Below are 15,244 nucleotides of genomic sequence, written 5' to 3' on the forward strand. Positions count from 1 at the left end.
AAATCAATGTTTGAACATCACATGGCGAATCGCAGTGTAGTCTTCCAGGCCATACATCGACATATCCTTGCCGTAGCCGGACAGCTTCTGGCCACCGTGCGGCATCTCGCTCACCAGCATGAAATGGGTATTCACCCAGGTGCAGCCATACTGCAGACGAGCGCTTAGACGGTGTGCCCGACCGACATCCCGGGTCCACAACGACGACGCCAGGCCATACTGTGACTCGTTGGCCCAGGCCAATACCTGCGCCTCATCCTCGAACTCCGTGACGGTTACCACCGGCCCGAACACTTCACGCTGCACAATCTCATCTTCCTGACGCGCACCGGCCAGCAGCGTTGGCTGGAAATAGTAGCCGGGGCCGTTGACTCGCGCACCGCCGGTTACCACCTGCACGTGCGGCAGCGCCTTGGCTCGCTCGACAAAACCCACCACCCGCTCCAGATGCTGAGCGGTGATCAACGGGCCCAGCTCGCTGGCTGGATCTTCCGGCGGGCCTATCTTCAGGCTGCCGATAGCCTCACCCAAGGCCTTTACCAACTGCGGGTAAATGCCTTTCTGGGCGTAAATCCGGCAGGCGGCGGTGCAATCCTGGCCAGCGTTGTAGAAACCAAAGCTGCGAATGCCGTCCACCACCTGTTGCAGATCGGCGTCGTCGAACACCAGTACCGGCGCCTTGCCGCCCAGTTCCATATGGGTACGTTTAATGCCGGGTGCGGTATGGGCAATGATGTGTTCACCGGTAGCGATTGAGCCGGTCAGCGACACCATGCGCACCTTGTCATGGCCGGTCAGTCGGTCACCGACGCTGGCGCCGCGGCCAAACAGCACGTTGAATACGCCCGCAGGGAACACATCGGCGGCCAGCTCTGCCAGCTTGAAGGTGGTCAGCGGGGTTTGTTCCGAAGGCTTGAGCACCACGCAGTTACCTGCCGCCAATGCCGGAGCCAGCTTCCACGCCGCCATCATCAGCGGGTAGTTCCAGGGAGCGATTGAAGCGACCACCCCCAACGCATCGCGGCGGATCATCGACGTGTGCCCGGCCAGGTATTCACCGGCCGCCAGCCCACTCAGGCAACGGCTGGCACCGGCGAAGAAGCGGAACACATCCGCCACCGCCGGCAACTCATCGTTCAATACGCAGTGGTAAGGTTTGCCGCAGTTAAGCGACTCCAGACGGGCAAAGGTTTCCGCATGGTGGTCGATCAGGTCCGCCAGCTTCAACAGGTGCTCGGCACGCTCCTTCGGTGTGGTCTGGCCCCATTCGACAAACGCGGCGTCGGCTGCCAACACAGCCTGATCGACCTGCTCCGCACTGGCTTCAGCCACCTGCACCACCACCTCTCCGGTCGCCGGGTTATACACCGGCAACAATGCCCCCTGGCCGGCAACCAGTTGGCCGTTAATCAACAATTGGCTTTGCATATAGACGAACCCCTCAGTTATTTATTTTTAGCGACATGATCCCTTTCCCCAATGGATTTCAAGTTGCAGCTAGGCGGCAAGAGCGTAAATCCCCCGGAGCTTATACAAAATAAGTGACTGGGGTTTACGCTCGCAGCCAACAACGCTGCAGCTTGAAAGACGAAGGGGAAAGCTATTTGCCGCTGCCGGCGACGCTTTCGCCACCTTTGGTCAGGTAATAGGCCCCCAAAATCGGGATCATGGTCAGCAGCATCACCGACAGCGCCACCACGTTGGTGATCGGCACGTCACGTGGGCGACCGAGCTGGTTCAGCAACCACAGCGGCAGCGTGCGCTCATGGCCGGCGGTGAAGGTGGTGACAATGATTTCATCAAACGACAACGCGAACGCCAGCATGCCCCCAGCCAGCAGCGCCGAGCCAAGGTTGGGCAATATCACGTAGCGGAAGGTTTGCCAGCCGTCGGCACCGAGATCCATAGAGGCCTCGATCAGGCTGTAGGAGGTTCGGCGGAAACGGGCAATCACGTTGTTGAACACGATCACCACGCAGAAGGTGGCATGGCCAATAACGATGGTCAGCACCCCAGGTTCGATATTCAGCGCCTTAAACGCCGCCAGCAGTGCCAGACCGGTGACAATGCCCGGCAGCGCGATCGGCAACAGCAGCAGCAACGAAATGCTGTCTTTGCCGAAGAAGTCACGCCGGTAGAGAGCCGCTGCCGCCAGCGTGCCCAGCACCAGCGCCACGACGGTGGCCAGCGCGGCAATCTGTGCGGACAGCAGCATCGCATCGATAATGTCCTGGCGCCCGGCGGCAACGCTGAACCAATGCAGCGTAAACCCCTGCGGCGGGAAGCTGAAAGCCGCATCCTCGGTGTTGAAGGCGTAGATGGCGATAATCGCCAACGGGAAATGCAGGAAAATCAGTCCGCCCCAGGCGGCCAGTTTTAGCCCTAACGGCGCGCGTTCAGAGTGCATCGAAAGCCCCCAGACGTTTCACAATGGAAAGATAAATCGCGATCAGCACGATCGGCACCAGAGTAAAGGCCGCAGCCATCGGCATATTGCCGATCGCCCCTTGCTGGGCGTACACCATGCTGCCGATAAAGTAGCCCGGCGGCCCCACCAGCTGCGGCACGATAAAGTCCCCCAGCGTCAGCGAGAAGGTGAAGATTGATCCGGCGGCGATCCCCGGCACCGCCAAAGGCAGGATCACGTAGCGAAAGGTCTGCGCAGGGCGTGCGCCCAGATCCGCCGAAGCATGCAGCAGCGAAGGGGGCAGGCGTTCCAGTGCCGCCTGGATCGGCAGGATCATGAACGGCAGCCAGATATAAACAAACACCAGAAAACGGCCTAACCCGGAGGTGGATAGCGTGTTACCGCCGACACCCGGTACGGTCAGGATCGCCGCCAGCAACGGCTCCAGCCCGAGATGCTGCAGGAACCATTGCGCTACGCCATCCTTCGCCAACAGCAGCGTCCAGGCGTAGGCCTTGACGATATAGCTGGCCCACATCGGCATCATCACCGCGATGTAGAAAAACGCCTTGGTGCGGCCGCTGGTGTAGCGTGCCATGTAATAGGCAATGGGAAACGCCAGCACCGCGCTGGCCAGGGACACCAGTATCGCCATCGTCAGCGTGCGCAGAATGATGTCGTAATTGGCCGGATTGAACAGCGCCCGCAGGTTATCGAAGGTCAGATCCGGCGTCACCGTCATGGTGAAGTCGTCGAAGGTGTAAAAACCCTGCCACAGCAGCGTCAGCAATGAGCCGAGGTAGACCGCGCCAAACCACAGCAGCGGCGGCACCAGTAACAGCAGCAGGTACAGCGTCGGCCGGCGATAGAGGTAGGTCGACAGGGTGCGCAAGGTTCCGCGGCGCGGCGCGGGATAATCGATGCTCATCTCCATTTCACCTCGCCTCCAGCAATGGCACCATCGCCTCACGTGACCAGCAGGCGGTGACCGGTTGGCCGATCAGATGCGGCTGCCCGTCGGCGAGCCATTGAGGATTCGCCTGGCTGACCAGCAGTTTTTCACCGCTGTTCAACGCAATTTCGTAGCGCGTCGCCGCCCCCTGGTAATGGATCTCCTGCAGCGTACCCTGCACCTGAATTTCCCCCTGCGCTGCGCCGGCCTGATCCGCGAACCGAATATGCTCGGGACGGATCGAGAAGGTGGCGGCCTGGCCCAACAGCCGCTGCGCCAAATCGCTGCGCACCACGTTAGAGGTGCCGACAAACTCGGCGACAAACGGCGTCTTCGGTCGCATGTAGAGTTCGCGCGGCGCGTCCACCTGTTCAATACGGCCATTGTTGAACACCGCTACCCGGTCGGACATCGACAACGCTTCGCTCTGATCGTGGGTGACGAAAATAAAGGTGATGCCGAGCTGGCGCTGCAGCTTTTTCAACTCCCCCTGCATCTGCTCGCGCAGCTTGAGATCCAGCGCGCCGAGCGGTTCATCCAACAGCAGCACCCGCGGCCGATTGACCAGTGCGCGAGCCAGGGCGACACGCTGCCGCTGGCCGCCGGAAAGGTGCGCCGGTTTGCGCTCGGCTACAAACCCCAACGCCACGCTGTCCAGCGCTTCCTGCGCACGGGCCAGGCGTTCACGCTTGGCGACGCCTTTAACCATCAGCCCGTAAGCGACGTTTTCCAGCACCGACATGTGTGGGAACAGCGCGTAATCCTGGAAGACGGTATTCACGTCGCGCTGATACGGCGGCAAATTGGCGGCCTCCTGCCCGTGAATACGAATCGAGCCGGCAGTGAGCTGTTCGAAACCGGCGATCAACCGCAGGCAGGTGGTTTTCCCCGAGCCGGAAGGCCCGAGCATGGAGAAGAATTCCCCGTCTTGTATCTCGATTGAAACCCGGTCCACGGCGCGAACCTCGCCGAAGCTTCGCGAAACATCGATAAATTGCACGGCAATGGTCATGATCTGCGCTCCTGATTGACGTTAATCGGGCGTAGCGAACTACGCCCGCACGGGTTACCGACCGCCCATGATGGCGATGTAATCCTGAGTCCAGCGGCTGTAGGGCACGAATTTTCCGCCCTGCGCCTGTGGCGTTTTCCAGAAGGCAATCTTGTCGAACTGGTTGAAACCGTTGGTCTCGCAACCTTTATCACCCAGCAGCGTGCTGGCCTTGCAACCCGCCGGTGACGCCGGAACAGAACCGAACCAGGCGGCAACGTCGCCCTGCACTTTCGGTTCCAGCGACCAGTTCATCCACAGATAGGCGCAGTTCGGGTGTTTGGCATCGGCGTGCAGCATGGTGGTGTCGGCCCAACCGGTCACCCCCTCTTTCGGGAATACCGTACCGATCGGCTGGCCTTCCCCTTTCAGGGCATTGGACTGATACGGCCAGGCGCTGGAGGCGACCACGCCTTCGTTTTTGAAATCGCTCATTTGTACCGAGGTGTCATGCCAGTAGCGGTGGATCAGTGCATGCTGGGTACGCAACAGCTTCAACGCCGCCTGATACTGCTCTTCGTTAAGCTGATACGGATCGCTGATGCCAAGCTGCGGTTGCGTGGCCTTCAGGAACAACGCCGCATCGGCGATATAGATTGGCCCATCGTAGGCCTGAACCCGGCCCTGGTTGGTTTTGCCATCCGGCAGGTTCTGCTGCTGGAACACTACTGCCCAGCTGTCCGGCGGTGTCGGGAAGGTTTTGGTGTTATACATCAGCAGGTTCGGGCCCCACTGATAGGGCGTGCCATAGGTTTTGCCGTCCAGGGTGTACCAGGCACCGTTTAACAGGCGCGGGTCGATGTTTTTCCAGTTAGGGATCAACGCGGTATTGATCGGCTGCACCCGCTTGCCGAAAATCAGCCGCAGCGAGGCGTCGCCGGAAGCGGTGACCAGGTCGTAGCCTCCTTTGGCCATCAGGCTGACCATTTCGTCGGAAGTGGCGGCGGTTTTCACATTCACCGCGCAGCTGGTTTGCTTTTCAAACTGGCTGACCCAGTCGTAGTTTTTATCGGACTGACCGCGTTCGATGTAACCGGGCCAGGCAATGATATCCAGTCGCCCTTCGCCCTTGCCGAGCGCCTGCGGCAGATCGGCCGCCTGGGCCAAACCGCAAAGTACGGTGAAACAGAGCGCGGAAACTGTGGTGGTGACTGCGGTAGTTTTTCCCATCGTAATTACCCCTGTGTGGCCTATCTGTGTGCGGCAGGGAACGGCTGCCGCCCTAGTCTCATTTTATTTACCCTATGAATTTCAAGTTGGCCGCTTTAGCGCGTCCATGCGCTCGCGGCATTTGTACATCCCTGTACAGCACAGCCAGGCGACCAGCTCACTCATCCCCAGGCGCTTACTTGAGTAAGCAACTGGGGATGAGTGCAGGTAACATCGCTGCAGCTTGAAAGGCGACGGGTATGCTGCCTTTAGAAGCTGGCTTTAAATTTCGCCATCACATGCCTGACAACGCTGTAGTCCTGCAGTGAATCGCTGGAAAGATCTTTGCCGTAGCCGGAGCGTTTCAGGCCCCCGTGCGGCATTTCACTCGCCAGGGTGAAATGGGTGTTGATCCAGGTACTGCCGTATTGCAGATGGGCGGCGATATGCAGCGCCCGATCGATATTCTGCGTCCAGACCGATGAGGCCAGGCCGTATTCGGAATCGTTTGCCCAGTTGACCGCCTGCTCCAGATGTTCAAAGCGGGTGATGCTCACCACCGGGCCAAACACCTCCCGCTGGACGATTTCATCGCTTTGCAGACAGCCGGCAAGCAGCGTGGGCTGGTAATAGAAACCCGGGCCGGAATGCGCGGCGGCGCCGGTGATCAATTCAATGTGTGGCTGGCTGAGCGCACGTTCGACAAAGCTGGCGACGCGATCGCGCTGGCGACTGCTGATCAGCGGACCGATTTCGTTATCCTCATCGCGTTTGCGGGCAAAGCGCAGGCTGGCAACCGCCTCGCCCAACGCATCCACCAGCTTCGGATAGATCCCCGCCTGCGCGTAGATACGGCAGGCCGCGGTGCAGTCTTGCCCGGCGTTGTAGTAGCCATAGGTGCGAATGCTGTTGACCACCTCGTCCAAATCGGCGTCATCGCAGACAATCACCGGTGCCTTGCCCCCCAACTCCAGGTGCGTGCGTTTGACGCTTTTCGCCGCCGCCTGCAGAATTTTCTGCCCGGTAACGATATCGCCGGTGACCGAAACCAGCCGTACCTGCGGGTGGCCGACCAAATGGCTGCCGACCCCTTCCCCGCCGCCGTAGACGATATTCAGCACCCCCGGCGGCAGGATCTCCTGTAACGCGGGCACCAGCGCCAAAATGGTCAGAGGGGTGTGTTCGGAAGGTTTGAATACCACGGTGTTGCCCGCGGCCAGCGCTGGCGCAATTTTCCACGCCGCCATCATCAACGGGTAATTCCAGGGCGCAATAGAGGCCACCACGCCGATCGGGTCACGGCGGATCATTGAAGTGTGCCCTTCGATATATTCCCCGGCCAACTGCCCCTGCTGGGTGCGCACCGCGCCGGCAAAGAAGCGAAAGACGTCGATGGCCGCCGGCAGGTCGTCATTAAGCGCCTGATGCAGCGGTTTGCCGCAGTTGAGCGCCTCCAGACCGGCCAGGCGCTCGGCCTGACGCTCGATGGCATCGGCAATACGCAACAGAATAGCCGCGCGGTAGGCGGGGGTAGTCCGCGACCAGGAAGCGAACGCCTGTTGCGCCGCTTTCACTGCGTTGCCGACCTGGACAGATGAGGCTTCGGTGATCGAGACCAGCGTCTCGCCATTCGCCGGATTAACGATGCACTCTTGCTGGCCTTCGCCTTCGACCGATTGACCGTTAATAAATTGCTGACAGGATAAACCTGAAAGGAGGTGCACATCTGCCATTGCGTATCGCCTCTGAGTGACAAAAACGTTAACTAAATGTGAAATAAGTTAGTTTTAATCAGACTAAGCGAGCATCAGGCAGCCAACAAATTCTAAATACTGAACGACGCGTTCGATTAAATCGAATGCTTCAGCCCAGCCGCGTGCATATTGCCGTTTTCACGCGCAATAGTGAGAAATGGCGTAACCAGCTCCGGCCGCGCACTGCCGCGCCGCCATGCCAAACCGATATCCAACGGTTCCAGCAGATCCGCCAGCTTGCGCGCCTCAATCATATTGCCTTCCAGAGACCAGGCGCGGTAGGCCATGTCCGGCAAGATAGAAACGCCCATTCCCGCCGCCACCAGGCTGCGTACCGCCTCGGTTGAAGCGGTTTTCATGGCTATTTCCGGTTTTAAGCCTGCGCGCGCCCAGATACGCCGCGCATGCACGTCCATTTCGTCGGCATTAAGCTGGATCAGCGGCAGCTTCGCCACATCCGCCAGGCTGATGCTTTCATGATCCAGCAGTGGATGCAGCGGCGGTAACCACAGGCGATAAGGTGAATGCATCAGGACTTCGCTTTGCAGCGCATCGCGGTCTTCGATGTTCGACAGGATCAGCACGCCGATATCGATTTCCCCACTGACCAGCAAGTGCTCAATATAGGGCCGCTCGTCTTCAATCACCTGAATGGTGACGTTGGGGTATGCCGATTTAAAGCGCTTAAGCAGCTCGACCAAAAAGTAGCCCGCTACCAGGCTGGTCACGCCGATGGTCAGCTTGCCGGTCAGGCTTTCGGTTCCCAGTTGCAGGCTGCGCTTGGCGTTATCCACCGTGGCAAGGATCAGATATGACTGGCGCAGAAACTGGTGACCCTGATGCGTCAGGTTCATGCCCTTGGCGTGACGCTCAAACAGACGTACGCCGATGTCGGTTTCCAACTGCTGGATAGCCAGCGTCAGCGAAGACTGGGAAACAAACACCGCCTGGGCGGCGGCAGAGATCGAGCCGGTTTCGGCCACCGCGATAAAATGGCGGATTTGGCGCAGCGTCATCATCCCCATCGCCTTTCAAGCCGCTGCGTTGTTGTCTGCGTGCGCTTACCCCAGTCACTTACTTGAGTAAGCTCCTGGGGATGCACGCCCTTGCCGCCTAGCCGCAACTTGAAATTCATTGGGGATCGCCTTAATCAAAATAGTTGAGTTGAGTGTAGACGCCGCGCGTAAAGCGATCGGGAAAAGTATCAAAAACGCGATAGCCTTCGCTTTTTTAGAATGCTAATGATGAAAACAATCAGAACAGCGGAGAGGCTGAAGGAGATTTGGGGCGTAGCGAGCGCCAGCCAGATTGGGTGCGGCCTGCGCGCAGTGCCCCGGAGTGTACACGCAGTACACGAGGAGGCCGAGCACAGCCCAAGCTCAAGCTGGCGGTGCTCGGTAGAGGATCACAGACTCGTGAATCAAGGGCGTAGCGAGCGCCAGCCAGATTGGGTGCGGCCTGCGCGCAGGGCCCCGGAGTGTACACGCAGTACCCGAGGAGGCCGAGCACAGCCCAAGCTCAAGCTGGCGGTGCTCGGTAGAGGATCACAGACTCGGGAATCAAGGGCGTAGCGAGCGCCAGCCAGATTGGGTGCGGCCTGCGCGCAGTGCCCCGGAGTGTACACGCAGTACACGAGGAGGCCGAGCACAGCCCAAGCTCAAGCTGGCGGTGCTCGGTAGACGATCACATTAAATAGCTTCTTCGTCTTGTTCGCCGGTCCTGATACGCACCACCCGCGCCACGTCGAAGACAAAGATTTTACCGTCGCCGATTTTACCGGTCTGCGCGGTCTGCATGATGGTTTCCACGCAGGTATCGACGATATCGTCGGCCACGACGATCTCAATTTTCACCTTCGGCAGAAAATCGACCATGTACTCAGCGCCACGGTACAGCTCAGTGTGCCCTTTCTGACGGCCGAAGCCTTTCACTTCGGTCACGGTCATCCCGGTAATGCCAACTTCAGCCAGCGCTTCACGGACATCATCCAGTTTGAACGGCTTGATAATAGCGTCGATCTTTTTCATCTTCTTTCCTTTACCAATTTTTGCGGCCAAAGCCGGATGTGATTGGGTAGCGGCGGTCTTTGCCGAAATTGCGGGCGGTGATGCGCGGCCCGACAGCGGCCTGACGCCGCTTGTATTCGTTAATATCCACCAGGCGTATCACTTTGCGAACGATCGCCTCGTCGAAGCCTTCGGCCACCAGATCGGCAACCGATTTATCGCGCTCGACGTAACCTTCCAGAATCGCATCCAGAATGTCGTACGGCGGCAGGCTGTCCTGATCGAGCTGATCCGGCGCCAGCTCGGCGGACGGTGGACGATCGATAACACGCTGCGGGATCACGTAAGAGACAGTATTGCGGTATTCGGACAGTTTGAACACCAGCGTTTTAGGCACGTCCTTCAACACGTCGAAGCCACCGGCCATATCACCATACAGCGTGGCGTAACCTACGGCCATCTCGCTTTTGTTGCCGGTGGTCAACACGATGCTGCGACGCTTGTTGGACAGCGCCATCAACACCACGCCGCGACAGCGCGCCTGCAGGTTCTCTTCCGTGGTATCACGCTCGGTCCCAGCGAACATTGGCGTCAGCTGGCCCATAAAGGCGTCGAACATCGGCTCAATCGAAACGATATCGAATTCAATGCCCAGGATTTCCGCTTCTTCCTTGGCGTCGGCAATACTGATGTCCGCGGTATAACGGAACGGCATCATCAGCGCCTGCACCTTGTCTTTGCCCAGCGCATCGACGGCAATCGCCAGCGTCAACGCCGAATCGATACCGCCAGAAAGCCCCAGCACGGCACCCTTGAAGCCGTTTTTGGTCACGTAATCGCGCACCGCCAGCACCAGGGCTTCATAGACCTGTGCCAACTGCGGCAGCTCGGCGGCCGGAGCGGTCATCGGCACCACGTCCAGCTCGTTGAATTCCAGCAGGGTTACCTGCTCGGCAAACGCCGCCAGGCGATGGGTCATGTTGCCAGCCGCGTCGAAGACTTTCGAACAACCGTCAAAAATCAGTTCATCCTGTCCGCCAATCTGGTTCAGATAGACCAGCGGCAAATGGGTGCGCTGGCAATGACCGGCCATCAGGGTTTTACGGATGTACGGTTTTTCGCGGTTGTAAGGTGAGGCGTTGATCGACAGAATCATTTCGGCTCCGGCGGCCTTGGCGGCATCCACCGGCTCCGGGAACCACAGATCTTCGCAAATCAGCAGGCCCAAACGGTAGCCTTTCAGCTCAACCACGCAGGTGTCGTTACCGGCCTGGAAGTAGCGCTTCTCGTCGAATACGCCGTAGTTCGGCAACTGCTGCTTGAAGTAACGCGCCAGCAATTGCCCTTCAGAAAACAGCGACAGCGCATTATAGAGTTTGTCGCCTTCGCGCCACGGGTGGCCGACCAGGATCGCCACGTCGGTGGAGGCCTGCTGCAAACGCAGAAGTTGCTCGTCACAACGTTGGTAAAAATCGTTGCGATACAGCAGGTCTTCCGGTGGATAGCCGGACAGCGCCAGTTCGGTGAACATGACCAGATCGGCTCCCGCCTTCTGCTGCTGTTGCACGGTTTGCAACATTCGTTCGGTGTTGCCTTCGATGTCACCGACCAACAGATTCAACTGGGCCAGTGCGATGGAAAGTGATCTGCTCATTGTTTAGGGTCCCGCTTAATACGTTCCATGGTGCTTTGCGTTTGGTCATGCCAGCAATTGAGAACGGAGTGTAAATCATTCCGCCGTGTTTGTTGAGAACCTGCGTGCGCAGGCCGCGGCGGAAAACATCATTCTTTAAAGTCGTTGGCGTCCAGTTCATGGCGCGACAGCAATTTATAAAACTCGGTACGGTTACGACCCGCCATGCGCGCGGCCTGGGTGACGTTACCCTTGGTGATCTGCAACAGTTTGCGTAAATAATGCAATTCAAACTGATTACGTGCCTCGACAAAAGTCGGCAAGGCGGTGTTTTCCCCTTCCAACGCCTGCTCTACCAGCGCTTCGCTGATAACAGGTGCGGAAGTCAGGGCCACGCACTGCTCGATCACGTTCACCAATTGGCGCACATTGCCCGGCCAGGTGGCGGTCATCAGGCGTTTCATGGCGTCCGAAGAGAAACTGCGGACAAACGGCTTGTGTCGCTTGGCGGATTCACGCAGCAGATGATTGGCCAGCAGCGGAATATCCTCGGCCCGCTCGTTCAGCGCCGGGATCTTCAGGTTCACCACGTTGAGGCGATAATACAAATCCTCGCGGAATTCGTTTTTCGCCATCGCCTTTTGCAAATCGCGGTGGGTGGCGGAAATAATGCGTACATCGATGTCCAGATCGCGGTTACTGCCCAGCGGACGCACTTTGCGCTCCTGCAATACACGCAACAGTTTCACCTGCAGCGAAAGCGGCATATCGCCAATCTCGTCGAGGAACAGCGTCCCGCCTGCCGCCGCCTGGAACAAACCTTCACGGCTGCTGACCGCGCCGGTAAACGCCCCTTTGGCATGACCGAACAGCTCGGACTCCAGTAGTTGCTCCGGCAACGCACCGCAGTTAATGGCGATAAACGCCTTCTTGCCGCGCGGGCTGGCGCCGTGGATCGCCTGTGCCAACACTTCTTTACCGGTGCCACTATGGCCGTTGATCAAGACGCTGACGTCTGACTGCGCCACCATTTTCGCCTGCTCCAGCAGGCGCAGCATAATAGGGCTGCGGGTGACGATATCCTCACGCCAGCTGTCGTCACCGGCCGGTAATGATTGGGACAGCGCTTCGTCGATGGCTTTGTAGAGCGCATCGCGGTCCACCGGTTTGGTCAGGAAGCTGAACACTCCCTGCTGAGTGGCCGCCACCGCGTCCGGGATCGAACCGTGGGCGGTCAGGATGATCACCGGCATGCCCGGTTGGTGCTTTTGGATCTCGGCAAACAGCGCCATGCCGTCCATTTCATCCATCCGCAGATCGCTGATCACCAGATCAATCTTCTCGCGCCCTAACAGGCGTAGCGCTTCCTGGCCACTTTCGGCGGTGGTGACATGAAACCCTTCGCTGGTCAGGCGCATGCCCAACAGCTTGAGCAGGCTGGGATCGTCGTCAACCAATAACAAATTGGCCGGTTTGCGTGCTGTCATTGCGCGTGAGACTCCTTATTAACGGGCGGCGCGTAGGTATCTTCCGGCTCGACCGGCAGGGCTGTGCCCTTTTCCGGCTCGGCGTCCGATTCTTCGGCCTTGGCCGGCGCCACTTTCTTGCCCGCTGCGTCGGTTTTTGGCTGTGTCCCGCTGTTATCCGGGATTTCACTTTGCAGTTGCTTGCGTGAAGAGAGCTGACGTTCAATATCGGTCAGGTTTTCCAGCTTGCGTGACGTATCCTGCAGCTGCGCTTGTAGGCGTATTTGATTCTGGCGTAGCAGATCTATCTGGCTGTCGGAGCTTTCCTGCAGGTGCTGATAACGTGCTTTTTCATCAAACAGGGTGACCTGCAGTACCTGCTGTTGACGCCACAACTGCAGCAGCGGGCGCAGCGAGCTTGGGAACTCCAGGCGATAGCTGTTCAGGCGATCGATAATCTGACGGCGCTCGCCCGAAGTTGGTTCGGCGCTGCCCAGCAGAATGCTCTGTTTGAAAATGCCGTCCCAGCTGTTGCCGGGTAGAGTTTTCGCCAGCGCACGTGCCTGGGTTGAACCGATACGATCGGCACAGTCCATAGCGCGCAGCCAGTACAGTGAATTATTCAATGCATCTTTATCATCCAGCGCCCACAGACTGTCACAGGCCGCAATGCGGTAATCCACCACTTTGGTGTCCGGGATCGCTTCCTGCTGCGGTTGATTCAGACCACCGCTGACTGCGCGATCGACACAGCCTGCCAACAGAAACGGCATAAAAAGCACGCTGCCTAAAAAAGAAAATCGACGCTTGCCGAGTGGCGTACCCAGTGCGGCACGCGGTGAACGTTCGGTCTGCGTAAGACGAAGGCGTTTAGACCATGTGTACATTATTATTCATTCTCGGCGGTTAATGGCAATTCAATACGGAAACAGACGTCTGTGCCGGCGACTTCAACCAGCTGCAGTTCACCGCGCATCCGGCGGATACAATCCTGCGCGATGCTCAGCCCCAGACCGCTTCCTTTTACCGCCCCTTTTCGCTGGTGGCTACCCTGGAAAAAAGGCTCGAAAATCATGGTTTGCTCGGCCTCGGGGATTGGCGTGCCGCTGTTGGCGACATCAATCTGCACCCGTTGTCCAACCTGACGGCTGCGGATCCAAATGTTACCGGATTCCTTGCCGTAGTGCACCGCATTGGAGTAGAGATTATCCAGCACGCGCATTAATAGAGTAGGCTCTGCCCAGCATATTTCCGCATCCAGTTGGATCTCGGTGCGGATCATTTTTGCCCGGGCCGGCAAACTGTGCGCAGCCACGACCATCTCGACCATTTCGGTCAACTCGACATTTTCATGTTCCGCCGGGCCATCGGCCAGCTTGCGGTTGTAATCCAGCAGTTGTTCAATCAGTTGCTGCAGGTGTCGGCTGCTTTGATCGAGGATGGTCACCACCTCTTTTTGATCGGAGGTCAGCGGCCCTGCCACTTCATCTGCCAGCAGTTCGGTGCCTTCACGCATGCTGGCCAGCGGCGTTTTCAGTTCATGCGAGATATGGCGCAAGAACTCATGGCGCTGCGACTCCAGCCAGGCCAGGCGCTCGCTCAACCAAATAATGCGCTGTGCCAGCGAACGTAATTCACGCGGCCCTTTAAAGGAAGCCGTACTGCCCAAGGCTCGCCCTTCCCCCAAACGGTTGATCATTCGCTCTACCGCCTTGACCGGGCCGATAATCATGCGGGTGAACAATACCACCAGCATCACGCTGACCAAAAACAGCATCAGCGCCTGCCAGCCGAAGAACTGACCGCGCTCGGCAATCGCCTGCTGTAACTGCTGGCCACGGGAAAACACCACGGCGCGCGTGGCCTGTACCATCTCGGCATTGGAGCGTGAAAACGATTCTAACAGCGTGGAAGCCTGCGGATCCGGACCGCTGCTTTGGCATTTAATCGCTGCCAGTTGAGTCAACAGATCGCGCAAGGTTTGATAGTAGCGTTCATCCGGCAGGATTGGGGCATGGGCATCCAGCATTTGCGAATACTGTTTGCGCTGATTCTGATAGAGGCGCGCCAGTGTGGGATCCACCAGCACGCAATATTGGCGATAGCTACGCTCCATTTCCAACGCCACGCTGGTCATCGCCTCGCTGCGTCGTGCATCCACCAACGTAGTGCGGTTAATGTCCGCCGCCTGGGCGCTGAGGTGATCCAGGCTCTGGTAAGCCTGATAGGCCAACACCAGCAGCGGCAACAGCACCAGCAAGAACGCCATCAACACCAGTTGACGTAGCGAACGGGGAAATAAACGCCATCTTTTCAACGAAATCATCTCATTGTCTCTAGTCTGCTTCGATGCTAACCGAGTCGCCGATGAGAGGAAAGCCCGGCGTTCAGCGGAGCGTCAGGAAATAAGGAGAATCAGGCCATAGATAGGGAGTACGGGTCAGAACTTGTCGGTAAAGAGTGGTGAGCATGCTTTGGTATTTGACGTTGGGGCAAGACTGCCCCATCGCAAGAAAGTGTGGATGCCCTTAATTCTCGTCCCCAGGGTGATGTAGCACAATGGCTGGCATCGAATAGGACGAATAGCATCCGTAAGTATCCGGAATTGATGAACACTCATCACAGTTGGATACAGGCGGTGCCTCACTCCACGTGTCGCCCGATGCTTGATAAAGCGCTTACGCGACTGTTATCGGTTTGGTTGGACGATAGGCACCATTTCTTTGGCATCATTCGGGGGGCTTATGAGGCAACTGTTCCGTCTATTTACGGGGCCGTCATAAAAAGTTGAATGAGCAACTGAGCAGAATAATGCACTTAACGTGC

Annotated in this window: 12 protein-coding genes; all 12 read right to left on the reverse strand. The window is 58.2% G+C overall.

Features of this window, described 5'->3' with window-relative positions; all coding sequences use genetic code 11:
* Nucleotides 1-3: 3 nt before the first annotated feature.
* Nucleotides 4-1,428: an aminobutyraldehyde dehydrogenase gene (patD, locus tag AAZT04_RS15025; protein WP_261139690.1), complete on the reverse strand. Its 1,425-nt coding sequence runs from the start codon at nucleotides 1,426-1,428 to the stop codon at nucleotides 4-6.
* A 172-nt stretch (nucleotides 1,429-1,600) separates the two neighbouring features.
* Entirely contained in the window at nucleotides 1,601-2,407 is an 807-nt protein-coding gene (locus AAZT04_RS15030; protein WP_128865093.1) for an ABC transporter permease, read from the reverse strand.
* Nucleotides 2,397-3,341 carry an ABC transporter permease gene (locus tag AAZT04_RS15035; protein WP_046372894.1) on the reverse strand — a complete coding sequence of 315 codons (945 nt, stop codon included), beginning with the start codon at nucleotides 3,339-3,341 and terminating at the stop codon, nucleotides 2,397-2,399. The genes AAZT04_RS15030 and AAZT04_RS15035 overlap by 11 nt, the downstream gene beginning before the upstream one ends.
* Nucleotide 3,342: 1 nt before the next feature.
* Nucleotides 3,343-4,371, reverse strand: a complete 1,029-nt coding sequence (locus AAZT04_RS15040) for an ABC transporter ATP-binding protein (protein ID WP_129941369.1) — start codon at nucleotides 4,369-4,371, stop codon at nucleotides 3,343-3,345.
* A 54-nt stretch (nucleotides 4,372-4,425) separates the two neighbouring features.
* Nucleotides 4,426-5,580, reverse strand: coding sequence for a putative ABC transporter substrate-binding protein YdcS (gene ydcS, locus AAZT04_RS15045; protein ID WP_129941368.1), 1,155 nt, complete (start codon nucleotides 5,578-5,580; stop codon nucleotides 4,426-4,428).
* 248 nt (nucleotides 5,581-5,828) lie between these two features.
* Nucleotides 5,829-7,292, reverse strand: a complete 1,464-nt coding sequence (locus AAZT04_RS15050) for a gamma-aminobutyraldehyde dehydrogenase (RefSeq protein ID WP_020828182.1) — start codon at nucleotides 7,290-7,292, stop codon at nucleotides 5,829-5,831.
* A gap of 116 nt (nucleotides 7,293-7,408) precedes the next feature.
* The gene (locus tag AAZT04_RS15055; protein ID WP_020828183.1) at nucleotides 7,409-8,332 is read right to left on the reverse strand and encodes a LysR substrate-binding domain-containing protein; all 924 of its coding nucleotides are present in this window, start codon (nucleotides 8,330-8,332) and stop codon (nucleotides 7,409-7,411) included.
* Nucleotides 8,333-9,001: 669 nt separating this feature from the next.
* The gene (gene glnB, locus AAZT04_RS15060; protein ID WP_004847623.1) at nucleotides 9,002-9,340 is read right to left on the reverse strand and encodes a nitrogen regulatory protein P-II; all 339 of its coding nucleotides are present in this window, start codon (nucleotides 9,338-9,340) and stop codon (nucleotides 9,002-9,004) included.
* Between the two features lie 10 nt (nucleotides 9,341-9,350).
* Entirely contained in the window at nucleotides 9,351-10,973 is a 1,623-nt protein-coding gene (locus AAZT04_RS15065; protein ID WP_020828185.1) for an NAD+ synthase, read from the reverse strand.
* Nucleotides 10,974-11,101: 128 nt separating this feature from the next.
* Nucleotides 11,102-12,439, reverse strand: a complete 1,338-nt coding sequence (gene glrR, locus AAZT04_RS15070) for a two-component system response regulator GlrR (protein ID WP_020828186.1) — start codon at nucleotides 12,437-12,439, stop codon at nucleotides 11,102-11,104.
* Entirely contained in the window at nucleotides 12,436-13,305 is an 870-nt protein-coding gene (qseG, locus tag AAZT04_RS15075) for a two-component system QseEF-associated lipoprotein QseG (RefSeq protein WP_020828187.1), read from the reverse strand. The genes glrR and qseG overlap by 4 nt, the downstream gene beginning before the upstream one ends.
* Before the next feature lie 2 nt (nucleotides 13,306-13,307).
* A complete protein-coding gene (locus AAZT04_RS15080) occupies nucleotides 13,308-14,744 on the reverse strand; it encodes a sensor histidine kinase (RefSeq protein ID WP_020828188.1) in 1,437 nt (478 codons plus the stop codon).
* Nucleotides 14,745-15,244 lie beyond the last annotated feature (500 nt).

The organism is Serratia sp. Je.1.23.a (assembly GCF_051129805.1).
Lineage (GTDB): Bacteria > Pseudomonadota > Gammaproteobacteria > Enterobacterales > Enterobacteriaceae > Serratia > Serratia liquefaciens.

Bases quoted from the DNA above. Each gene is read 5' to 3' on its own strand.
- AAZT04_RS15040 (WP_129941369.1), bottom strand. From the start codon at position 4,371: ATGACCATTGCCGTGCAATTTATCGATGTTTCGCGAAGCTTCGGCGAG.
- AAZT04_RS15050 (WP_020828182.1), bottom strand. From the start codon at position 7,292: ATGGCAGATGTGCACCTCCTTTCAGGTTTATCCTGTCAGCAATTTATT.
- AAZT04_RS15080 (WP_020828188.1), bottom strand. From the start codon at position 14,744: ATGATTTCGTTGAAAAGATGGCGTTTATTTCCCCGTTCGCTACGTCAA.
- qseG (WP_020828187.1), bottom strand. From the start codon at position 13,305: ATGTACACATGGTCTAAACGCCTTCGTCTTACGCAGACCGAACGTTCA.
- AAZT04_RS15065 (WP_020828185.1), bottom strand. From the start codon at position 10,973: ATGAGCAGATCACTTTCCATCGCACTGGCCCAGTTGAATCTGTTGGTC.
- ydcS (WP_129941368.1), bottom strand. From the start codon at position 5,580: ATGGGAAAAACTACCGCAGTCACCACCACAGTTTCCGCGCTCTGTTTC.
- AAZT04_RS15055 (WP_020828183.1), bottom strand. From the start codon at position 8,332: ATGATGACGCTGCGCCAAATCCGCCATTTTATCGCGGTGGCCGAAACC.
- AAZT04_RS15030 (WP_128865093.1), bottom strand. From the start codon at position 2,407: ATGCACTCTGAACGCGCGCCGTTAGGGCTAAAACTGGCCGCCTGGGGC.
- glrR (WP_020828186.1), bottom strand. From the start codon at position 12,439: ATGACAGCACGCAAACCGGCCAATTTGTTATTGGTTGACGACGATCCC.
- glnB (WP_004847623.1), bottom strand. From the start codon at position 9,340: ATGAAAAAGATCGACGCTATTATCAAGCCGTTCAAACTGGATGATGTC.
- patD (WP_261139690.1), bottom strand. From the start codon at position 1,428: ATGCAAAGCCAATTGTTGATTAACGGCCAACTGGTTGCCGGCCAGGGG.
- AAZT04_RS15035 (WP_046372894.1), bottom strand. From the start codon at position 3,341: ATGGAGATGAGCATCGATTATCCCGCGCCGCGCCGCGGAACCTTGCGC.